General features: G+C 37.7%; 20 protein-coding genes. 18 read left to right on the top strand and 2 right to left on the bottom strand.

All coding sequences use genetic code 11. The features are described from left to right. The first annotated feature begins 6 nt into the window (after positions 1–6). From J2Z23_RS01405 to J2Z23_RS01355, 11 genes are all read left to right on the top strand, one after another. Positions 7–306 carry an EscU/YscU/HrcU family type III secretion system export apparatus switch protein gene (locus J2Z23_RS01405; protein WP_057984334.1) on the top strand — a complete coding sequence of 100 codons (300 nt, stop codon included), beginning with the start codon at positions 7–9 and terminating at the stop codon, positions 304–306. 44 nt (positions 307–350) lie between these two features. Continuing rightward, complete coding sequence (gene fliS, locus J2Z23_RS01400) at positions 351–782, top strand: flagellar export chaperone FliS (protein ID WP_209973035.1); 432 nt, start codon at positions 351–353, stop codon at positions 780–782. 23 nt (positions 783–805) lie between these two features. Continuing rightward, complete coding sequence (locus J2Z23_RS01395; RefSeq protein ID WP_057983866.1) at positions 806–1,621, top strand: flagellin N-terminal helical domain-containing protein; 816 nt, start codon at positions 806–808, stop codon at positions 1,619–1,621. Positions 1,622–1,811: 190 nt separating this feature from the next. Beyond that, positions 1,812–2,249 carry a YaaR family protein gene (locus J2Z23_RS01390; protein WP_209973034.1) on the top strand — a complete coding sequence of 146 codons (438 nt, stop codon included), beginning with the start codon at positions 1,812–1,814 and terminating at the stop codon, positions 2,247–2,249. A 20-nt stretch (positions 2,250–2,269) separates the two neighbouring features. After that, positions 2,270–2,752 carry a flagellar protein FlgN gene (locus tag J2Z23_RS01385; RefSeq protein ID WP_209973033.1) on the top strand — a complete coding sequence of 161 codons (483 nt, stop codon included), beginning with the start codon at positions 2,270–2,272 and terminating at the stop codon, positions 2,750–2,752. A 122-nt stretch (positions 2,753–2,874) separates the two neighbouring features. Beyond that, positions 2,875–4,362, top strand: coding sequence for a flagellar hook-associated protein FlgK (gene flgK, locus J2Z23_RS01380; protein ID WP_209973032.1), 1,488 nt, complete (start codon positions 2,875–2,877; stop codon positions 4,360–4,362). A 12-nt stretch (positions 4,363–4,374) separates the two neighbouring features. After that, positions 4,375–5,247, top strand: a complete 873-nt coding sequence (gene flgL / locus J2Z23_RS01375) for a flagellar hook-associated protein FlgL (protein ID WP_209973029.1) — start codon at positions 4,375–4,377, stop codon at positions 5,245–5,247. Between the two features lie 201 nt (positions 5,248–5,448). Then, positions 5,449–6,003 (top strand): DUF6470 family protein, encoded by a 555-nt coding sequence (locus J2Z23_RS01370; RefSeq protein ID WP_209973027.1) that lies wholly within the window; start codon positions 5,449–5,451, stop codon positions 6,001–6,003. Between the two features lie 11 nt (positions 6,004–6,014). After that, the gene (fliW, locus tag J2Z23_RS01365) at positions 6,015–6,452 is read left to right on the top strand and encodes a flagellar assembly protein FliW (RefSeq protein WP_209973026.1); all 438 of its coding nucleotides are present in this window, start codon (positions 6,015–6,017) and stop codon (positions 6,450–6,452) included. 4 nt (positions 6,453–6,456) lie between these two features. After that, a complete protein-coding gene (gene csrA, locus J2Z23_RS01360) occupies positions 6,457–6,684 on the top strand; it encodes a carbon storage regulator CsrA (protein ID WP_064468669.1) in 228 nt (75 codons plus the stop codon). 457 nt (positions 6,685–7,141) lie between these two features. Continuing rightward, positions 7,142–7,957, top strand: a complete 816-nt coding sequence (locus J2Z23_RS01355; RefSeq protein ID WP_209973024.1) for a flagellin N-terminal helical domain-containing protein — start codon at positions 7,142–7,144, stop codon at positions 7,955–7,957. A gap of 206 nt (positions 7,958–8,163) precedes the next feature. On the opposite strand, the gene J2Z23_RS01350 is transcribed toward J2Z23_RS01355, so the two are convergent. Both J2Z23_RS01350 and J2Z23_RS01345 read right to left on the bottom strand, forming a co-directional pair. After that, positions 8,164–10,626, bottom strand: a complete 2,463-nt coding sequence (locus J2Z23_RS01350) for a YheC/YheD family protein (protein ID WP_209973021.1) — start codon at positions 10,624–10,626, stop codon at positions 8,164–8,166. 220 nt (positions 10,627–10,846) lie between these two features. After that, positions 10,847–12,286 carry an APC family permease gene (locus J2Z23_RS01345; RefSeq protein WP_209973019.1) on the bottom strand — a complete coding sequence of 480 codons (1,440 nt, stop codon included), beginning with the start codon at positions 12,284–12,286 and terminating at the stop codon, positions 10,847–10,849. Between the two features lie 232 nt (positions 12,287–12,518). On the opposite strand from J2Z23_RS01345, the gene J2Z23_RS01340 reads away from it, so the two are divergent. The 7 genes from J2Z23_RS01340 (at position 12,519) to J2Z23_RS01305 (ending at position 22,093) form a co-directional block, all read left to right on the top strand. Then, entirely contained in the window at positions 12,519–13,223 is a 705-nt protein-coding gene (locus J2Z23_RS01340; RefSeq protein ID WP_209973018.1) for a zinc-ribbon domain-containing protein, read from the top strand. A gap of 195 nt (positions 13,224–13,418) precedes the next feature. Further along, complete coding sequence (locus J2Z23_RS01330; RefSeq protein WP_238482551.1) at positions 13,419–15,047, top strand: flagellin N-terminal helical domain-containing protein; 1,629 nt, start codon at positions 13,419–13,421, stop codon at positions 15,045–15,047. A gap of 243 nt (positions 15,048–15,290) precedes the next feature. Next, positions 15,291–16,904, top strand: a complete 1,614-nt coding sequence (locus J2Z23_RS01325) for a GIY-YIG nuclease family protein (RefSeq protein WP_209973017.1) — start codon at positions 15,291–15,293, stop codon at positions 16,902–16,904. A 202-nt stretch (positions 16,905–17,106) separates the two neighbouring features. Further along, complete coding sequence (locus J2Z23_RS01320; protein WP_057994407.1) at positions 17,107–17,466, top strand: hypothetical protein; 360 nt, start codon at positions 17,107–17,109, stop codon at positions 17,464–17,466. Positions 17,467–18,332: 866 nt separating this feature from the next. Then, positions 18,333–19,052: a GntR family transcriptional regulator gene (locus J2Z23_RS01315; RefSeq protein ID WP_082881428.1), complete on the top strand. Its 720-nt coding sequence runs from the start codon at positions 18,333–18,335 to the stop codon at positions 19,050–19,052. 124 nt (positions 19,053–19,176) lie between these two features. Then, positions 19,177–19,920: an SDR family NAD(P)-dependent oxidoreductase gene (locus J2Z23_RS01310; protein ID WP_057994411.1), complete on the top strand. Its 744-nt coding sequence runs from the start codon at positions 19,177–19,179 to the stop codon at positions 19,918–19,920. Positions 19,921–21,229: 1,309 nt separating this feature from the next. Further along, on the top strand, positions 21,230–22,093 hold the full coding sequence (locus J2Z23_RS01305) for a helix-turn-helix transcriptional regulator (RefSeq protein ID WP_057983899.1): 864 nt from the start codon (positions 21,230–21,232) through the stop codon (positions 22,091–22,093). The last annotated feature ends 78 nt before the right edge of the window (positions 22,094–22,171 follow it).

Raw genomic sequence — 22,171 nt, 5'->3', positions numbered from 1 at the left:
GTAAATATGGCACAATATTACAATCAAAAAATGCGCCGTTTAAAAAACGGCCCTTCTGCAGCGGTGCTTCGTTATGATGAGTCAGATAGCCAGCAGGCACCCCAAGTTGTCGCGCAAGGAACAGGAGCGATGGCGGTCAAACTTATGGAAATGGCGAAAGAACATGGGATTCATATGCAAGAGGATGCGAGTCTTGTAGGACAGCTCATGGATATCGATCTTGGTAACAATGTTCCACCGCAACTTTATTCCGTGATCGCAGAAATTTTATTAATGATTGAAGAAATAGATCGAATGACTAAATAATACGGGAAATAATCCGATATTCTATATGAATGGAGGCTAAGCACTTGGACTTTTTATCAAAAGAATTGGTTTACCAAAAATCATCACAACAACTCACGGCCTTCCTTTATGAAGCAGGAATTCAGCAATTGCAAGCCGCCATTGCCTGCATAGAGGATCAACAATGGGCTGAAGCCAATCAAAAATTGCAAAAAGTAAATGATATTATCGAACGGCTTGGCGCTGGGCTCAATTATGAAGCAGGTACCATCGCCAATCAGCTCGATACTTTATATAATTATATGGCTAATCAAGTTGTCACAGGCAACTTGAAAAAAGATGTCCAGCTACTTCAAGAAGTCCTAACAATCATGGAGCAACTAAGCTCAGCTTGGACAGAAGCGATGAATATGGAAGTCAAAACCGGGCAGCGTGAACGCTTTAAGCAAACGAACGCCTATGAGAAAAACGTTAGAGTCATCCAACAAGGGGAATAACCATACGGAAGGGGAAAAAATCAATGAGAATTAATCATAATATCCAAGCTTTAAACGCCTATCGTAACCTATCACAAACTATGGCGAGCACATCGAAAAGTCTAGAAAAACTATCATCAGGACTACGCATCAACCGTGCTGCTGATGACGCTGCGGGTCTTGCTATTTCTGAAAAAATGCGCTCACAAATCCGCGGACTTGGCATGGCAGAACGCAATGCATTGGACGCTGTTTCCTTAATCCAAACGGCTGAAGGTGCTCTAAATGAAACACATTCGATCTTACAAAGAATGAGAGAATTGAGTGTACAGGCGGCGAATGGGACGCTGGATGATAGTGATAGAGAAGCTGTTCAATTAGAAATTGATGAATTGATCAAGGAAGTTGATCGAATTGCTGAAAAAACTGAATTTAATGGAATGAAACTGTTGGATGGAGAAACAACCGATGGTTTTGACTTTCAAATTGGTCCCAATAACGATGATCAACTTAATGTAAAGTTTGATGCGATGGATGCGGGCGCGTTGGAAGTTAATGATATCGATATTTCCACAAGTGAAACTGCACAAAATGCAATAACCGCATTAGATAAAGCGATTGGTGAAGTATCCAAACAACGTGCATCACTTGGTGCTTATCAAAACCGCCTAGAACACACAGTGACAAACCTACAAACAGCAAATGAAAACCTAACGGCAGCAGAATCACGGATTCGTGACCTTGATATGGCAATGGAAATGACCAACTTTACTCGTAATAATATTTTGAACCAAGCTGGTCAAGCGATGCTTGCACAAGCGAATCAATTACCGCAAGGAATCTTGCAGTTATTGCAATAGAAAAATAGTTAGTTGGTTTGCGATCGGAAGGACTGACCGATCGCAAACCCATAACTCATGGAAGAAACCCATAACTCATGGAAGAAACCCATAACTCATGGAAGAAACCCATAACTCATGGAAGAAACCCATAACTCATGGAAGAAACCCATCCTCAACAGGATTTTAATTAAAACGTGGAGTGATATTCATGGATGTACGCAGAGTTGAAAAGACGGGGATCCATCAAGTTCAGAAGAAGGCTAATCAAGCAACAGAGTCTGTGCGCTTTTCAGAAGTAATGACGAAGGGGCGGGAACAGATTGTCTATGAGCGTATGGATCAGATGCTTCAAGATATCGAAGCTCAAGGGCAGAAACTTGCCAAATCGCAAACAATTGAGGATTTTAAAAAGTATAAGCAGCTTGTGAAATCTTTCATGGAGGATGCGGTGAGCAATGGCCTTCAGTTAAAGGAACAACGTGGCCTTGATTGGCGCGGCCGGACGAAAGTCTATAAAATTGTGAAAGAAGTGGACAAGAAGCTAATCGATTTGGCAAATACTGTCCTTGATAAGGAAAAATCTGGACTTAATATTCTAAGCCTTGTCGGAGAAATTGAAGGTTTACTCATCAATATCTACACTTAAAATAGGGAGTGACCCCACTGATGTCGTCCCAGACACTTATTGAAGCTATGGAAACATTGCTTGATCTCCATCAGCAATTACTTGCGATGACGATCGAGAAGACAGAGGTTTTACAAAAGAATGATATAGAAACTTTGTCGAAAATGATTCGTGAAGAACAAAAGGTTTTAACTGCGATTCAAGTTGCAGAACAAAAAAGGGAGAAAGCCTCCTTACTTATCACAAATCAAAAAGAAGCGACAGTTTCCGATATTTTAAAAGAATTAGAAGATGCTCAACAGGAAAGATTATCTGAATTACAAATAGCACTGATTCAAGTGCTAGGTGAGTTGCAAGAGGCAAATGCTTTAAACCAGCAGCTATTGCAATACTCCTTACAATTCGTAAACATGAATCTCGATTTGTTGGCACCTGAACAAGAACTCCCTAATTATACAAAAGAACAAGGAACGACAAATCCTTATTCCGAGCAGAAACGGTCAATGTTTGATTCACAAGCTTGATTGAAAAAGCATAAGCGACGTAGAGGTGAATGGCTAAGTTTTGCCAAGCCGTTTACTCCCTTATCTTTTTAAAAAATGATCATTATTCAAAACAATATTTAGAGATTTATAGGAGGATGACAATGCGTTCTACTTTTATGGGGCTTGAAACAGCTAAAAGTGGTATGTATTCGCAGCAAAGTGCTATTTATGTGACAGGGCATAATATTGCGAATAAGAATACCCCAGGCTATTCACGCCAACGTGTGAATTTTGAACAGACGACGCCATATCCAGCAGCATCATTGAATCGCCCACAAATCCCGGGGCAACTAGGGACAGGTGTGCAAGATGGTTCAATTCAGCGGATTCGCGATACATTTATTGATAGTCAATATCGTGGCGAGAAAAATCAATTGGGTTACTATGAGTCAATGTCTAATTCGATCAAACAAATGGAAGATATTATGAATGAACCAAGTGAAAATGGTCTTGCAGCCGCAATGACAGACTTCTGGCAATCTTTACAAGATTTGAGTACCAATGCGGAGAATGAGGGAGCAAGAAGAGTTGTTTTACAACGGGCTCGTTCAGTGGCTGAAACATTTCAATATTTACATTCTTCTCTGACGACGGTGCAAAATGATCTTAAAAAAGAGATGGATTTAACCGTTACGAGAATTAACGCACTTGCTCAAGATATTGCATCGATTAATGAGCAAATCAGTCAGGTGGAACCACATGGCTATTTACCGAATGATTTATATGATGCAAGAGATCAATTAATTGATGAGCTAGCAACGTATCTTCCTATATCAACGGAAGCAATGCCGAATGGCGGGAATACCCTAGCGATTGCCGAAGGTGGACAGAAGGTCTATGCAATGATTAATGGTGAAAAGACCTTACTTGTCGATGACCAAGGGGCTCGTTCATTGGAATGGAAAGAAGAAACAGGTGAACTATACCTAGGAGAGAAGGAAATTTCCTACAACACACTTGGAGAGGGAAACGGAGAATTATCGGCTTTATTTAAAGCATACAGCGAAGATTACCCTGTTATGCTTGAAAAGCTTGATCAATATGCCTTTACATATGCGAAAGTATTTAATGAAGTTCATAAAAGTGGAGTCGACTTAAATGGGGAAGCAGGAGAAGCCTTTTTTGATGTTGGCGATAGTTATGAAGGTGCTGCTGGAAGGATTAAAGTTCTATTAAGTGATCCCGACCAAGTGGCGGCTGCCTTAGCGGGGAAAGAGACTGGTAACGGCGAAAATGCGTTAAAACTTGCAGACCTAAAAAATTGGGTGATTCGTGAAGGCAGTATGGAAGAATTACCAGAGCTCGCTAATTTAGAAATTAAATCCGGTACACTGCAATCATTCTATGAAGGTGTGATTGGGGAAATGGCGGTAAAAGGCCAACAGGCCAATCGCATGGAATATAATTCTACTGTTTTATTACAATCGATTGATAAGAATCGCCGTTCTGTTAGTGAGGTTTCTCTAGATGAAGAGTTCTCGAACTTAATTCAGTTCCAACATGCCTACTCAGCATCCGCCAGAATGATTTCGGCGATCGATGAAATGCTAGATAAAATTATTAATGGCATGGGTATGGTAGGTAGATAAGGAGGGTATTGAATGCGTGTAACAGATGGCATGATTGCCAATAATGTTATGTATAATATTAATCAAAGTTATGCACGTTTAGATAAATTGTTTGAACAAGCACAAACTCAAAAGAAGATTTCTCGTCCATCCGATGACCCGGTTGTGGCAATGAAGGGAATGTTCTATCGGACCAATGTAGCCGAGATTGAGCAATTTAAACGGAATTTTTCTGAAGCACGAAACTGGGTAGAGACGACGGATTCCGCCATTGCTGAGGCGAGTAAAGCAATGGAACGGATTCGAGAATTAACCGTCCAAGTCAGCAATGATACGTATGATGAAAGTCAGCTCAAGGCTGTGGCTGAAGAAGTTGCCCAGTTAAAAGATCATATAAAAACCATTGCCAATTCTAAAGTGGGCGACAAATATATTTTCAATGGAACAGACACTTTAACTGCGCCGATCAATGGTGATACGATTGAATTTAATTCAGATGATGTGGAATTTGAACTAGCAAAAGGGATCAAAGTTCCTGTTAATATGCAAGGGGAAGCGGTATTTGGAACAGGTGACTCAAGCGTATTTGCGGTATTGGATCGTTTGGAAACTGCTTTAAAATCAGGGGATACGGATTTAAATGGCTTTTTGGATGATCTTGATGCAAGTAGCGATAAAATGCTTTCCGGTAGAGCTGAATTAGGAGCCCGGACGAATCGCTTGGATTTTATGGAAGACCGCATCGATAACCAAGAAGTTATTGCCAAGCGAATTATGTCTGATAATGAAGATGTGGAATTTGAAAAAGTCATTATGGACTTTAAAGCACAAGAGGCAGTCCATCGGGCAGCGATGTCGATTGGGGCGCGGATCATCCAGCCCACTTTGATGGACTTTCTGAGATGATATAGGTGATTTTTAGAAAATGAAATGGTCTACTTGGAAGGGACGCCGATAATAAAAAATTCTACGGAATTAGGCATTTCGTTTGTTTCCACTGATAGTTTGTGCAATTTTATAGTAACTAATCTCTATAAATAAACCATGAATATAGATTCGGGATGGCCTTCTCAAGGTCTTCCCTTTTTTTGAAAAGGAGGGGGACTGGTGCGAATTCCACAGATTCAAATGGAATCACAGCAAGCAAAAATCTCGATGCAAACGATGAATGCAAGACAATCGATTCAACAACCACAAGCGGATCTTAGAATTGAACAACCAAAAGCTGTGATGAAGATGCGTACAACACCGGGAAAATTAACGATTGATCAGTCGCAAGCTTGGGAAGAAATGAATGTAAAGAGTACATTTAAAGCAGTGAAAGAAAATGCTGTAAAGGGAAATCAAAAAGTAATGGAAGGCATTGCCCGTGTGGCTCAGGAAGGCGATGAAATGATCGAGATCCAGAATGGGCAAAACGCCTATGTTGAGCACGCGAAACGCCAAGCCAATCCACCAATGCCAGAGACAAATATTACGTGGATTCCATCGCCATTTTCGGTTAAAACCCATTACCAACCAGGTCATGTCGATATTCAATTTCAACCGAGAAAGCCTAGCATTGATGCAACAGTAAGAAAACCAGTTATTCAATATGCACCGGGAGATGTACAAATTCAACTAGCCCAACGTAACCACCTGAAAATTGATCTGATAAAATAGGAGTGTGAATGATGAACATCCAAACGAAATACCATGGCGAAATCGACATCCAGACCGATACCATTCTTACTTTCGAAAAAGGGATCCCCGGTTTCCAAGAAGAAAATCAATTTACTTTATTGCCATTGCCAGATATGGACTCAGTTTCAGTTTTACAATCGATTGAAACACCAGAACTTGCCTTTGTTATTGCTGATCCTTACAGCTTTTTTAAAGATTATACTTTTTCTTTAGATGAGAATACAGTGGAACTTCTGAATATAGAAAGTGATCAAGATGTTAGTGCTTTTGTCATTTTAACGGTGCAGGATCCATTTGAAAAAACGACGGCCAACTTGCAGGCACCGATCATTGTCAATGTGAAGACAAATCATGCTAAACAAGTGATTCTTAATCAGGAAAACTACAAAACCAAAACGCCGCTCTTTGGGCAAACGGTAAAGGGGTGATTCGATGCTTGTATTGACAAGAAAAAAAGGTGAATCGATTCAGATCGGCGATGATATCGAAATCACCATCACCCAAGTCAAAGGGGATCAAGTCAAAATTGGCATCAACGCTCCAAAAAATGTAGAAATCCATAGAAAAGAAATCTGGGTAGAAATCCAGCAGGAAAATGCTGCGGCATCTGCTGGTGTGGGAGATTTGTTTAGTGTCTTGGCGAAGGCAAAAAAAGAATAGTCATGAAATGAAACTGTTAATGATAATCATTGGCAGTTTTTTTACTTTGCATTAACGGGCAGTAATATCCTCAACTTAAGGCTTTAGAGAATCCAGGGGAGCATAGGGGATATAGTAAAAGTCCTTTTGGTTCAGGCCAGCAGGAAGCAGGTCACAAAGGCGTAGCAACAGGATGTTGCGATCTTAGCCTTTGATCCACTGAAATCAATGGAGATAGAAGAAAATCCCCCGACTGATTAAAGTTTCACTTTATGCTGTTCTAACAAAGATTCGATGATTTCCTAAACTTTTAAAAAAAAGAAGAAAAAATTAGCAAAAACCATTAAACTTTCCCGAACCATGACGATATTATAAGTGAAGCGGATGAGAGGAACGCGGCCGGTCTTCTTATCCGTAAAAACAAAAGAACAACCAACCACAAGGACGTGGCTGGCACATTCAAGGAGGAAAACACATTATGATTATCAATCACAATATTGCAGCGTTGAACACCCACCGTCAACTAGGTGCTGCTACAAACGCACAATCTAAATCTATGGAAAAATTGTCTTCGGGTATGCGTATTAACCGTGCTGGTGATGACGCAGCAGGCCTAGCGATTTCTGAGAAAATGCGTGCGCAAGTAAAAGGTCTTGATATGGCCGCTAAAAATGCTCAAGATGGCATTTCTTTAATCCAAACAGCTGAAGGTGCATTGAATGAAACACATTCAATTCTTCAACGTATGCGTGAATTGGCTGTACAATCAGCAAATGATACAAACACTGATGACGACCGTGCAGAATTACAAAAAGAATTAAAGCAGTTAAATGACGAAATTGATCGTATTTCTGAACAAACTGAATTTAATACACAAAAACTTCTTGATGGCTCTGTAGAAGAAGGATTCACATTCCATATTGGGGCTAATGAAGGTCAAAGTATTAACCTAGAAATAGGGAAAATGGATTCTGAGGAGCTTGCTATTAATACGGCAGATATTAGCACACAAGAAGGTGCTGACGAAGCTATTGAAAGCATTCAATCAGCAATTGATACAGTTTCTGGTGAACGTTCTAAACTAGGTGCTGTTCAAAATCGTCTTGAGCATACAATTAACAATCTAAACACATCTTCTGAAAACCTAACAGCTGCAGAATCTCGTATTCGTGATGTTGATATGGCGAAGGAAATGATGGAGCAAACAAAGAATTCTATTCTTGCACAAGCTTCTCAAGCAATGCTTGCACAAGCAAACCAAGCTCCTCAAGGAGTATTACAATTGCTTCGTTAATTTTAATAGTATTTGAAGGGACTCTAGCATTATTGCTAGAGTTTCTTTGTTATATTCTGTATGTCCATTGGCTGAGCGATATAATCTAGGAATAATTCATATACGTACCTAGAAATGTCTGATGACATGGTATTTATAATAAAAGAGTTGGCAGTCGGTAATTTTACCTTCTGCCAACTCTCTCTATAGGGATGAATTAATAAATTTTACCTTGTGAAATGGGTATCTTCTGCTAAAAACCCTCCCAATTTTATGATTTTCTCTGCATAACGAACCACATCATTATATTGAGTTGGACCATTTGGATCTGCATCTAATAAGCTTATTTGCCTATCTGTATCCATCACCATGACGACAGCAACTTCACTAATTGGCACGTCTGAATATGTCTCTTGAAGTGTTAGAGCTGCATTTAGAGCATGCTGTTGCATTTCCTCTTCAATTCTACTTGAATGTTCTTCATCGTATTTATCTGCGAGATAAGAGCTAATATTAACTTTTTTTAACTTCGAGCTATCAACAGTTATGAAAGTAGCAAAATGGCTAATAACATCCCAGCCATTATGTTCATTTTTTATAAGATGAACATGGATTTGGACATTTCCTCCTTTAGTAGGGTCAGCTTGGACGATATATCGATCCTCTTCCAATTGTTTCTTAAGCATTTGGCTTAATCGAAACTCACTATACTCTGTTTCTTGAACCCCATTAGATAAGCGGAATCTGCGTTGGTCAGTAGCGGAGATTGATTGGTTTCCAGATTTAAATTCCGATTTTATTAGTGCATGTGAATAGGTCTCAAGAAAATGAATAATATCTCTTGGACGAGTGACTAGCTTAAAATCAGGCATTGCCTCTTTTAAATTGGTATTTGTCATGAGATTTTGGTAAATTTCTGAGCGAGGATGAAGGCTACGTTCCCATGCATTTGTAAATGGTATATCTTCTAATTCCTCATAATAAAGTTGAGCTTTCCTCGTACCTCTTAATTTTACTCGATCAAACACCACGTCTGGATAAGGGGTAATAAAAGCTTTCCATTCATTAACCTCATAAAAATATCCGCGTATTAACATTTCTTCATAATCGATGTCTTCGGGACGAAATTGAAATAGTTCGATCCCTTGGTGCTTAGCTGCCTTCACACAAGCCATTGTTAGCTCATCATCACTAATGGTTCCAACAAATATGCCCATACGTTTTTTATCATGGTCCTGGGCAAAGGAGAGAGAAGAATTTCTTGATACAAATCCCCTTTTTGTAGCTTCAGGGCGAGTGGAAGATAAAGTATGGACAATCCCTTTTTCGGCAATATATTTTGCATAAGCGATCGTTCGTACAGCTCTCTTTTCTTCGTGAAAAGCAGTCTGCGGTCCGTTATTTGCTTCATGCATCCAACAACGTCCAGTTTCATCAATTGCAAAGTCAATCCCAAGTTCATCTAAGGCAAGACCGTATAATTTATCAAGTTGCCAAGCAACTTCTACGGATAGATCTAAAATATAGCTAGCGTACCCTTCTCCCTTTTCTCCATATTCATTCAGGAGGAAAGCATGGAAATCTTCCACTCGACCTTCTGTACTGATATTACTTAGATTACTTTTCTTGTTACCAAGCCGAGGATAGATATGGGTTAACTGCCATTGGCCTTCACCGTTTTTCTGTACATGTGCTCGAATATGATAAGGTTCATCATTTTTTGTACGAGTATGAATATACCTTTGCACAATAAAGCTGCTTTTTTCACGTAGGATTACTTGTTCCAACCAATTATGAAAAGCTTGTTGTGAAAGAATTGTCTCCTTTTTTTGATCGAGCAGAATATAGCGATTCCCTTTTTGGGTAATAAAATAAATATTTTCTCCGCGATTACTTTGTAAATATTTAAATACGACTTTGTCATTCTCTTTCAAAAAGTCTAAAATAATGTCTTTGTCCGTGCACACACGAAAGGGAACGAGCAATTCTACAAGCACTTTATTTTCGACTAAACGCTTAGGGAGTGTGAACTTATTCCCAACATGGAAACTAGTAAAAGGGAGTTTTCTGCGTAGTTTTCTTTCTACTCGTGAATTTCTACCAACTGAAACATTATTAATGACATCAGGGAATGGAGCCTTTATACGTTTCCACTCTCCATTCTCACAAACATCTGCTTCAATTTGCTCGTTGGTAAAATCAACATCTTCGCTGCCAAAAAAGAAAAGTTTTGCCTGTTGTTTTTCACTTTCTGCCACCATCGCATCGACTCGCGGTTGTGGATAAAACTTTAATGGATTATGTTCCGCAAACACTCCAATCTTAACGATTTTATTTGCATTCGTTTGACCAAACTCTTCGCTTATCGTTTGATGTAGTTTTTTTAGTTGGGGAAGTAAAGAAAACTGATTCATTTCGGCTATTTTGGTAAAGTTCCCCATTTCCATATACTGGGCAATTTGTAGTAAAAATCGCTCGATTTTTTCTTTAAATTGATGTTCACTAAACATATTTGTTGTTTCTAGTGTATTACTTATGACGTTAAATCCTTCTACAATAGAACTAAAGATAAAAATACTTTGATTGAGTTCTTTTTGTTTGACGAGAGAATGAAAATGATCTGCAGCTTCAAGTAAGGTATCCATTATATTAATAATTTGTTGCTGTTGTTTTTGATTAAGATTTGACAATATGTGAACACTCCTATCACGAAATATAGATTCTATTTATTGTATCGGTAGAAAAAGGGCAGAATGAAGTTTTGGAAGAAAAAGGAATTTAGTAATAACCTTTTGAATTTTTAGAGGAAACTATCAGTAACGTAAGGTGGATCTTAAATATCAAATTAAAAATCGCCCAAGAATTAAACAGTCCTGAGCGATACAATATGAAAAGAATCTTTATCTGAATTTAATTTTTCTTACCTAAAATTAAATACCTCAACTCTTCCTCCGAAATTTGATTATATTCTTTTCGTTTTAAAAGATAGAAAATAAGACCTATAAGAATCCAAACAGCCAACGCAATTCTCGACTCTCGGCCGAGGAACGCTGGAGAACCTGGTATAAGCAATAGTGCAATGAATACCACGCTAGAGATGGTACCAATTAAAGAAATTAATTTTTTCTTTGGTGCAACAGTATCGTGGGATAAATCTTTTACACCCTTATCTGACCATTTATACAATAGAAATGCTGTGAAACATGTGTAAAAATAGGCGATTGACACTCCAATTGAAGACATGTCTACAATCCATAGTAATACTTCACGGCCAAACCATGGAGCTAGCAAAGCGATTGCGGAGGTAAAAATAATACCAACATAAGGAGTTTTATATTTAGGATGTAGTTTAGAAAAAGACTCAGGTAATATTTTTGCTCGAGACATCGCAAATAGTAGACGGCTGGAAGAGAGAATAAAGCCATTCAAGCCCGTAAATATTCCCATACTTAAAGCCAATACGAGGATGACTAAGCCTGTAGTCCCTAATATATTTTGAATTGCGACACCTGTTCCCCATAAATGTTGCTCTGCGACCATTTCCGTCCAAGGAGCAGCCATAGCTGTAGCCAAAATCATGAAACTATATAGGAGTGCAGCTGCAATTAAAGCAAAGATAATGAGTCCAAAAGCCTTTTTAGAAGAAAAATTGAATTCTTCGGCGGCCTGTGGAACATTATCAAAGCCAACATATGCCCATGGGGCGATGGCGACAATAGAAATAATAGCCGCAAATGTTGATATTCCTGGTTTAAAGGCAGGCTGTACATTTTCCATTCCGCCTAAAGGAGAGATTCCGATTAAAGCCGTAAGTACAATAACAGCTAATAACATCACTATGCAAAAAATAAATTGCATACTCCCAGATAACCCTGTTCCTTTTATATTAAGGTAAGCAAAAATAACTAGAGCAAGAGTGGCAATAATCACTTCGACAAAATATACATCCCATCCCGCTAATTGATACATATGAAAGTGTTGGACGAATTTCGGAAAAACGAACTTAAACATTAAAGCGAAGGCTGAGGCATTTAAGGCAACAATACATATATATCCAAGTGTGAGGAACCAACCACAAATAAACGCATGCGTTCTCCCTAAACCAATAAAGGCATAAGCAAATTCTCCTCCTGAAACAGGAAAACTCTTAATCAAATAGCCATAGCTTACCGCAATGAGCATCATAAGTAGGGCTCCGATAATAAACCCGATGATAACACCCCACGGGCCAGCTGTTGCCATCCAATTCGTTGGTTGAACAAATGCGCCCCAACCGATTGAAGATCCTAATGCGATTGCCCAAACCCAATGAGGTTTAAGTGTCTTTTTTAATGTTGTTCTTTCTGTCATAATTAACTCCTTTGTTAGCAATCATTTAATTATACTCGTCTATACGTTTTTTCGGTAAATATACTAGAATGTTTAGCTTCTTTCCCTGTGATATCTCACTAATTTTCACAGAATTAGTCCACTGTAAGATACTAAAGACATAGGAAATATAGTCGATAAGATGAATGAGGTTTGAATAAATTAGGTTATTTTTTAAGCAATATGGTAGATGAGTAGAAAGGTGAGGAAAGGGATGTCTAGTTTTTGTGGAAATTGTGGTTCGCAATTAAACAAGAATAACAATTTTTGTCCTTCATGTGGGCATAAGGTACATAATGATTCAAAAAAAAATACTGAAAAAGGGGAGATATTATCTTTAAGTAATTCATCTAAAAAAACAATTGTGAATATAGTATTGTTAATTTTATTTGTCATGTTTTCAGTATCTTTTTATATGGTTGAATTTATATTATCTTTTAACTGGCAAAAAGTCACTGGTATAATTATTGATGATTATGAAGGCAGTTCGTTTAGTTTTTTTGTTTTATTACCTATCGGTTACATAATTGGAGTGATCATTATCTCTGCGCTTTTTAAGAATATGAAGGTTTCGAAGTTAATTGTAAAAATTACCTTCGTTACAAGTATTCTTTTGATCGCTACTTTAACTTTACATCTGTTATATATAATCTTTCTTTTCTTCGGCAACAAAAATGCGCTGGGAATAGGGAGTAGCTATGTTTATTCAGACCCAAACTATCAAAATGTGATTGTCGGTGTATTAAAAACAAAGTTTTATATTTTACTAAGCAATTTAATAGCAGTTGCAGGTTTTATTACAATTGTACTGGGCAGGTATTTTAAAAATCAATCGATGAGTTTTGTAACTGGATTTAAATCTTTGATACATAAACCAAGCATATCTAAATTCATACATGTTTTTAAGCAATTGGGTTAGTCTATTCACCTATTTTGTCCAACTAGTCAACGCATACGATTTCGTTAAACTCTATAAAACCTTCACAGCACAACTAGTTTGTGCTGTTTTTCTTTTAAAGCTCAGCTTTAGGTCATCTTAGATTTTTTATTTCAGCTTTCCCTCTTTCCATCCGATATAATAAATAGATTTTATCTTTTCATGAGGAGACTCAACATGAGAATTAATCACAATATTTCCGCTCTTAATGCATACAATCACCAGCAACGAAATGTGGCACAAACATCGAGAGTGATGGAAAAGTTGGTGTCTGGAATGCGAATTAATCGAGCGGCTGACGATGCAGCAGGTATAAATATATCGGAGAAGATGCGGGCACAAACGCGCGGTTTGTCCCAAGCAGATCGAAATATATTAGATGGTGTTTCACTTGTCCAGGTGGCGGATGGTGGGCTGGATGCGATTCACAGCGCTTTGCAGCGTATGAGAGAATTGTCTGTCCAGTCTGCCAATGATACATTGACTGATAGTGATCGGATAGTCATCCAACAGGAAATCATCCAGTTGAAAAATACGGTTGATGATATTGCCACCTCTACTACTTTTAATCAGATTCATTTATTGGATGGTTCGAATCCATATACATCCTCGATTGGAGGAGGGGGAGGCTCTTATCAATATGAAAATGTATTAGCTTTACCACCAGTTTCAAGTAATGGGATGTTTCAATTTGGAACCAACTTAGGCTATCCCACAACCGAAAATGATAATAATCAACCACTTGTTTATGGTTCGGGCTCAACTTCTTATCCATCGATAAAAATAGGAGCGAATGTGTATGGATTACATACGAATATATCATCGAATGTTTCTGTTTTAGAGCCATTGGCTGAGGAAAATGGTCAATATAAAGTCGTCTATCAAGTTATAGATGAGGGAGTTGATGTGAAAGTCAGTCAGTTTGTTAATATTGTGAAAGATAAGTATCAGATTAGATATAGCATTGAAAATCAATCGGAAAAGAATCTAGAGATCGGTTTCTTATTCAATATTGATACACAGCTTGGCAGTGATGACTCAGCACCTTTTATTGTTAATGATGCGCCGATTCGAAATGAAACAAGGTACCAAGGCGAAAATATCCCTAATTCATTCGTTGTCTATAACAATAATGGGACTAATCCGGAGTTGCAGGCACACGGTATTTTGAAAAATACGGATGAATTCCCCATTATTGAAGAACCCCATCAGTTTGGAATTGGACAGTGGACTATGGTGGATAAATGGGACTGGATACCTAGTGGCGGTTTTGGGGATAGTGCCTACAGTATATGGTGGAAAGAGCGAGAAATAGGGACCGATGATTCATTTGAAGTGAATACTTACTACGGGCTTGCGGTTCCGCCAACCATTGAGAATCCGAATAATGCGGATCAAGAAGGCCCGTATGATGTTATTTTACAAGTGGGGGCAAACGAAGGGGATCTTTATAAAATTCAACTAACAGATGCGAGAACAGAAAGTTTAGCTATTGATCGTATCGATATCTCAACTCAGAGGGGGGCAGAACGGGCAATTCGAACATTGGATAAGGCAATTGGGCAAATATCGGGTGAACGTTCTAAATGGGGAGCCTATCAAAACGCATTAGAACACATTTACAATAATGTAACCAATACATCCGAAAATCTTAATTCAGCTTTGTTGCGTATTAAAGATGCCGATATGGCTCTGGAAATGACTAAGTATACAAAAAATAATATTCTAGCGCAATCTGCCCAAGCAATGGTCGCACAATCTCAGCAAATACCTCAAGGGATTTTACAGTTGTTGAAGGGAAATTGAATAAAATAACCCCATTTTATAAAGAATGGGGTTATTTTTATTGAAAAGATTTAGAAGTGTGCTTCTATTGTTTCAGTATCTTGAACCCTCATAAAACGACGATGGTCAATTTATTTAAAAAAAGATTTTGATTGCAGGTTATTAATCTGGAAAAGCCTTCTATTTTTGGAAAATGGACTTTTAAAAGTATGGTATTTTGGTAAAATGGAATTAGGTAAAAATAACTAAGTGGGAGGCGGTTGTATGTCGACTTATAAAGACAAATGGTGGTATTCTACGCCCATGATTTTTGGGTTGGCCTTGTTTAGCATTCTAGTGGTACCAGCGATATTAGCATTAGTCTTTTTAATCATTCAAATGGTAAAAAGAAAGGAATTCTACGATTATCTTGCCGAAGATGAATTAATCAGGACACCTATTAAAGAGAAAAGAGAAATTCTTGCGAAATTAGATGAAGGAATTGAAGAAAAAAGTAAGATTTTAGAGGATAAAGAGGGACTCCTTGCTCAGTTTAGAAAAGAATTTGATGAAAATACGAACACGGAGAAAGAAGAAATTATTGAACATGCTAAACAGGAGGCAAAGCGTATAACAATGGAAGCCGAGGATGCTTTGCAAGAAGTAGTTGAAAAAACGCTAGAGTACAATACAAATATAGAGTCTCTAACTGAGGAGCACGAAAGCTTAGTTCGAGAGGTAAACAGATATAAGAACCAAGCTAGAAAATATAAATCAGAAATTGTTGGGCTGAAGAATTTTGATGAACGATTTCCACATACAATTCTATTTGATGATGTTGAAAAGAAAATTGAAGACCTTCAAAATGAATTATCGGAAGACACGGTTCTTGGTACAGTTATGAGACTGCATCTTCATTCAGATCATTCAAAAGAACTAAGGAAATTATCAAATGAAACAAATAAAGAAATTAAGAATGTACTAGCTAAATATGAAGATCGGTATACAACAAAGGCGAATAAAACAATCTATAGTTTAATGATTATAGGACTTCAAGCTGAATTGCAAATCCTATTATTTCAATTAAAATATAATAAATTGGAAGAATCCATTCAAGCTGTAAAAGATATTTTCACTAAGTATTTGGCGATTTGCGGTGAAGGTAACCGTAATATTCTCTCAACAATTACTAAGTTTTTAACTGAAATAGAGCCGTTATATTTGGAATTAATTCAAATTGAATATAAGTACTATGTATATAGAGAGCAAGAAAAAGAAGAACAAAGAATGATTAAGGAACAAATGAAGCAGGAAGCAGCAGAAAGAAAACTCCTTGCTGAAGAACAAAAGAAACTCAATAATGAGGAACGTAAATTTAAAGTGGAAATGGATAGAAATAAAGAACTGCTTTCAAAAGAAACCGATGCAGATAAAATTACTCAATTGCAGGATCGCCTAAAAGAATTGGAACTCCAAATGATGAATATAGAGGAAAAGAAAGAGGAGATTGCTAGTCTTACACTAGGAAAAGCTGGCTACGTCTACATTATCTCGAACCTTGGTTCTTTTGGGGACAATATGTTCAAAATTGGGATGACGAGAAGAATGGTTCCTCAAGATCGAGTGGATGAGTTAGGTAGTGCATCAGTACCATTTAAATTTGATGTCCATGCGATGATCTTCAGTGATGATGCCGTAGGTTTAGAGCAAAAATTGCATAAAGAATTAAATGATAGTAGAGTAAATAAAGTTAACTTTAGGAAAGAATTCTTTAAAACGGATATTGACTCACTGAAAAACATGGTGGAGGATATTGATCCAACCGCGGAATTTGTGACGACTATGTTAGCGGAGGAATATCGACAAACGCTTGCTATTAATGAATCTATTGCTGTCTAAAGAGAAAACAATCAGTTATAAAAGCCAAATAAAGGATTCAAAATGCTCGTGTATCAACGAACATTTCGTAGTATACTATAATTTAAAATAAACGAACGATAGAATAGGATTACCGTCCTTTTGGGATTTAATTGCTAATGATAGAGCCGTGCTGAAATAGATTTTTGCTTAAGATATTTTTAAGTGAAAAGGTGGGTGAATAATGGATACAGAGCAGATGTTCAAGCGATTGTTGAAAGAAATCCAAAGTATCCAAGATGACGTTCAAGGGGTTAAAGATGAAATCCAAGGAGTTAAAGGTGAGATTCAAGTAGTCAAGAAAGATCTCTGTCAGATGAAATCTCAACTTCACGAAAATACAGAATTAACGAAGGCTATCCATCATCGTCAAGAAGAAATCGATGCAAAGGTTGAAAATCTTGCTATGGATGTCCATAAGCTTCGTGGTGAACTAACCTCTCTTAAAGAAGGACAAGCTCGACAGGATAAAATACTTGAATCATTAGCCTTAAGATCGCTTGAGCAAGAAACGGATTTACGTGACTTAAAGCGGATTAAGTAAGAAATAACCGAGTACACTAAGATCTAATCCATAAATAAAAAATGATTCTTATCACTTTTTGCTTGACCTAGAAGAATAGATGTGTATCAATCACCATTTCGTGGTATACTATAAATATAAAGTGCGCTAACGCATATAATATGAAAGACCGTCGATAGGGTTATATCGACGGTCAGCAACAGACCGAACCCCGTCAAAGGGGGCGGCTCTCTTTAGGCGAGACCTCCCAAAGGAGCGTCCAACTCAGTGGGGAGGTCTCATTTATCCCTTTCGGACATAATGAATGCCACAAGCATCCCAAATGCGAATAGTAAAGTAAGCACTTGAAAAGTGGACATGGTGGACATCACCTCCTTCCCCGTTATGACTTGACCATGACGAGTAACGGAAAGTGAGCCATCCTCCCTTGAGAAGTCGGTCTTATTGCTTGAATCTATTATAGCATAATGATGTTTGATTATTAAGAATAATAGAACGCCTGTTTTAGTAGTCACCTTTTTAGAGGAACTGAGACATTTAAGTTCTAGTCACAAAAAGGTTTAGTGAAAATCTATCGAATCACCTTCTCCCGGAGAGTAACAGCCATTGTTATTTTACCGGGTTTTTTATTGCAAAATATCTTTAGGGTTTATGTTATCTGTCTATTGGAGACGATTCTTATACACCAATTAAGTGCTTGCCATTTTAAAATTACCCTTTCTTTAGGAGAAGTAAATAGAAACAATCGTATATAAAATAGTGAAAAAGTTCTTCCATAAATTAACCTGGTAACCTATCGTTCATTTACGGGATTTTTATCTTTGCAACTGAAATAGGCAGGAAATTTTCGGACAGTAGCAGACTGAGACGAAATTGATTCTTACGACATGAATATTATCGGTTATAATTATGCTAAAATAACTCTTATAACAGGTAAAAACTTTGGAGTGAAGAATTTGCTGAACAAATCATTTATGAATAGTGATGAAAATCGTTTTGGTGAATCGTTACCAGAGCAGATTGCAAAATATATTTTAAAGAAGATTATGAAAGGCGAATTAGTGCCTGGAGATAAGATCGTGGAGGAGTATGTGGCTTCCGAGTTAAATACTAGTCGGGCTCCTGTTCGTGAGGCATTATATCTTTTGCAAGTTGATGATATTGTGGAACGCATCCCTCGTAAAGGAACGATAGTGAAGTCATTTACGAATGAAGAGGTACGCGAGTATACGGAAGTGATGGTTGGGTTGATTCAGATGGCAATAGATTTCACAAAAGGGAAGTGGAATGAGGAGCAGTTAGCAAGTTTAGAACAAAGAATGGAAGAAGCGACAGAACAGTTTATGGCAGGGGAATTAATTGCTTACCAACAAAAAGCCACCCAATTATTAGTCTATCTCCTCGAAGTTGCTGCTAATAAGGCTTTATCGAAGTTTTTCTTCGAGTCTGTCTATATTCTCAATGTATTTGCCCAAGTGAAATGGACAATGGAAACGATGAAATTTTACCATCCAAGAATGGAAGAAATCATCCAAATGATCAAACAAAACGAATTTGAAAAAGCTAAAGAGCTCGTGCCAGAGTTATTATTAAGAACATTAGATTAAACAGGGAGGTCGGTCTTTCCTGAGGTTAAATTGTCGACAATCTACAAAGTATTCGTTATCATTAAATTGTAATCATTATTAAGCCTTTCCAATAATGGATAATCTATAAACAGGAGGAATTTATATGCAAAATCTTGAAGGAAAAGCGGTTATTGTAACAGGTGGTGCTTCAGGCATCGGTTTAGCAACAGTCAAAGCGTTTGTTGCAAAAGGCGCAAAAGTGGTCATTGCAGATTTTAATGAGCAAGGCGGAAAAGAAGCTGAAAAACAATTAAAAAATGAAGGAAAAGACGTATTATTTGTTAAGGTTGATGTTTCTGATGAACAATCTGTGCAAAATATGGTAGCAGAAACAGTGAAAGCCTTCGGACAAGTAGATGTTTTGGTCAATAATGCTGGATTTGGTAACATGAAACCATCTCATGAGCGTTCTTATGAAGATTATCTTAAGATCGTCAATGTAAACCAAGGGGGCATCTTCTTAGGCTCGAAATATGCGATTCAAGAAATGCTCAAAACAGGTGGCGGTTCGATTATCAACACGGCTTCAATCCTTGGGTTTGTCGCTCAAGTAGGTGCCCTACCTTATAATGCTGCCAAAGGAGCCGTCGTGACAATGACGAAATCTCTTGCAGTTGAATATGCTGATCGAAATATCCGTGTTAATGCAGTTGCACCGGGATTTGTTGAATCAGGAGCGGTCAATAAAGAGGCGCTTGGTGATTTCTATGATGGGTTAGTAGAGAAACACCCAATTGGTCGACTAGGACACCCAGAAGAAATTGCCCATGCCATAATCTTTTTAGCAGAAAACGAATTTGTAACAGGCACAACCGTAATGGTTGATGGTGGATACACTGCGGTTTAATGAATCAGGAGCTGTCTAATAAGTCCTTGGTTTTAAGAGAACGACTCTAAGAAAATCCCCAAAAATGGCGACACGCCTGCGGGAATAGCATCAGCTCAAGACCCCACAGCGAAGGAAGCCTTTTTGGGGATTTCGACTTTTAAGATAGCTATAGAATTAAGGCCTTTTCAGAGTGTTAATCTGGAGAGGTCTTTTTATTTGTTCAGCTGAACCAACAGTGAAAGCTGATAAACAAGAAGAACATGGTATAGCTTGCCAAATACAGCTACCACACATTTAACCTATTATTTATCGGTCTAATGCTAGTTGTAATTGGTGGGATCGCCTTTATCATATTCAATCGCAGAAAAGTAAAAATGAATTAAGTATACAAAAATCATCCCAGGCAGAAGAATGCCTTGGGATGTTTTTGTAATTACCTCAAAACTTAAGAGAAATATCTTCTCTTTAAAAGCGCCTATTCACATTGTAAATATATGCTAATCTGTACAGATCCCCAATAAAGCAATGACACCATTACATAAAGAAGGTGGTGGTAATATGGCTGTCCTCTCCATAGTACTATCCTCTACCCTGATCAGCTGTTCAAGCAACTGAATCGCCCCATTTTTTAAGGAATACTAGAAGGGTTTTTTTTCCGGATGTGCGTGATCATCGATTTGTCCGCAAACTTTTCATAAAGGATTTCGAGGATAACTTTTTCGGATAGTAATCTAATCGATATGTTTCAGTTGTTCTTTATCATTTTCCGACAAAAGACTCCTTCTTCAATTTTGCGCAGGGCATAGCCCAAAAATAAGTGGGAGATGAATGTCGGTTGGGGTAGATAGAACGCATGTTTGTACGGTGCGATATTCCTGTAAGTTGTTCTTTGAAAACTGAAGATATGAGGTTGTGTCAGGAAAAACGTCTGTCACGTAAAATCTTCAATGTTCTATCGCCTCCACGCATTCCGAAGTCGCGAAAACCAAGCTAAAGTAGGGTGCGTGGCGAGTCAACGTACAGGATATATAAAGCTTTCACCGTAGGGACTACGGGTAGAGCCTGCTAAAATAACCGAGGGATGCCTTGGTGTTCGCAGGAATCTCCCACTCAAATTTTCGTTAGAAATTAAGTGGTGAGTAGTTCAAAAAGTTTATCTTGTAGTAAATATGAGTTGTCCTTTGAGTCTAAAAAACTGAGTAATCTAAATATACAGCTGTACCAACAGGATTTCCCTTACTTTTGTCGAAAATAACTACAGGAATGTCTTAGCGTAATGGAGTTTTAATAGACGTGGTAAAGACACAACAAAAGAGGGGGGAGTAGCTTGAAACATCGTTGGTTTCGTTTTGATTTTAAGAAAAATAACCATCATTTGATGAATTACCATTCACATCGTGAATTTGAAATTTTTTATTTTCATGAGGGAAAAGCAAAAATTATTATTCAACATCATATTTTTGAGTTACTACCTGGTGATATTGTTTTACTAAATGGATTAACGCCGCATCATACCTATACAATGCCTCCACATCCTTATGTCCGAACAACGGTAGAATTTTTACCAGAGTTTATTGCCCCAATATTAAAATCTATGAAATCGATGGAATTATTTGATGGCTTTTTAGCGTTGAATAATTCGATTATTCGAATGAAAGACCAAGCAAATTTAGTATATTTTAAAGATTGTATTGCAAGGCTAGATCAATTGATAAGCCGTAGAGATAATCATCAAACCATTCATTCACTTGTTGAAGGGCAAGTGAAAAATATTATTATCGATCTTTTATTTGAAATCAATCATCTCGCCCACACCCCTCTAGCCGAAATTATCTCTAACAAAAATGAAAAGGATACATTAATAGAAAAAATGATTGCTTGGATTATGAAGAATCATATGAAACAGTTAACATTGGATCAAATGTCCAAGGAATTCCATATATCTAAACGGCATATTACCCAGCTATTTAGAGATTCTCTAGGAATGACGGTTATGGAATATGTCATGCGCTGCCGCATTGATCATGCCAAAATTTTGCTTGAAATCAAACCGAATAAACAGATATCTGATATTGCTCTAGAAGTAGGGTTTAAGAATGGTGCCCATTTTAGTCGCTACTTCAGTGAAAAAACGGGGGTACCCCCATCGCAGTTCAGGCGTGAAAGAATCACACCCCAGCAAAATCACTGAAAGGGGCTATGGCAAAAGTTGAAAAACGCTACCTTGTCACAGGCCTACGGAATGTAGGTCACGTAGCGTTATTTGACG

It is taken from the genome of Lederbergia galactosidilytica (genome assembly GCF_017873565.1).
In the GTDB taxonomy this organism is placed as follows: Bacteria; Bacillota; Bacilli; order Bacillales; family Bacillaceae_C; genus Lederbergia; species Lederbergia galactosidilytica.
This window is presented reverse-complemented; position numbering and strand designations above follow the sequence as displayed.

Excerpts from the sequence above, each read along its gene's own strand:
- J2Z23_RS01405 (WP_057984334.1), top strand. The coding sequence starts at position 7 with ATGGCACAATATTACAATCAAAAAATGCGCCGTTTAAAAAACGGCCCT.
- J2Z23_RS01395 (WP_057983866.1), top strand. The coding sequence starts at position 806 with ATGAGAATTAATCATAATATCCAAGCTTTAAACGCCTATCGTAACCTA.
- J2Z23_RS01390 (WP_209973034.1), top strand. The coding sequence starts at position 1,812 with ATGGATGTACGCAGAGTTGAAAAGACGGGGATCCATCAAGTTCAGAAG.
- J2Z23_RS01385 (WP_209973033.1), top strand. The coding sequence starts at position 2,270 with ATGTCGTCCCAGACACTTATTGAAGCTATGGAAACATTGCTTGATCTC.
- flgK (WP_209973032.1), top strand. The coding sequence starts at position 2,875 with ATGCGTTCTACTTTTATGGGGCTTGAAACAGCTAAAAGTGGTATGTAT.
- flgL (WP_209973029.1), top strand. The coding sequence starts at position 4,375 with ATGCGTGTAACAGATGGCATGATTGCCAATAATGTTATGTATAATATT.
- fliW (WP_209973026.1), top strand. The coding sequence starts at position 6,015 with ATGAACATCCAAACGAAATACCATGGCGAAATCGACATCCAGACCGAT.
- csrA (WP_064468669.1), top strand. The coding sequence starts at position 6,457 with ATGCTTGTATTGACAAGAAAAAAAGGTGAATCGATTCAGATCGGCGAT.
- J2Z23_RS01355 (WP_209973024.1), top strand. The coding sequence starts at position 7,142 with ATGATTATCAATCACAATATTGCAGCGTTGAACACCCACCGTCAACTA.
- J2Z23_RS01345 (WP_209973019.1), bottom strand. The coding sequence starts at position 12,286 with ATGACAGAAAGAACAACATTAAAAAAGACACTTAAACCTCATTGGGTT.
- J2Z23_RS01340 (WP_209973018.1), top strand. The coding sequence starts at position 12,519 with ATGTCTAGTTTTTGTGGAAATTGTGGTTCGCAATTAAACAAGAATAAC.
- J2Z23_RS01330 (WP_238482551.1), top strand. The coding sequence starts at position 13,419 with ATGAGAATTAATCACAATATTTCCGCTCTTAATGCATACAATCACCAG.
- J2Z23_RS01325 (WP_209973017.1), top strand. The coding sequence starts at position 15,291 with ATGTCGACTTATAAAGACAAATGGTGGTATTCTACGCCCATGATTTTT.
- J2Z23_RS01320 (WP_057994407.1), top strand. The coding sequence starts at position 17,107 with ATGGATACAGAGCAGATGTTCAAGCGATTGTTGAAAGAAATCCAAAGT.
- J2Z23_RS01315 (WP_082881428.1), top strand. The coding sequence starts at position 18,333 with ATGAATATTATCGGTTATAATTATGCTAAAATAACTCTTATAACAGGT.
- J2Z23_RS01310 (WP_057994411.1), top strand. The coding sequence starts at position 19,177 with ATGCAAAATCTTGAAGGAAAAGCGGTTATTGTAACAGGTGGTGCTTCA.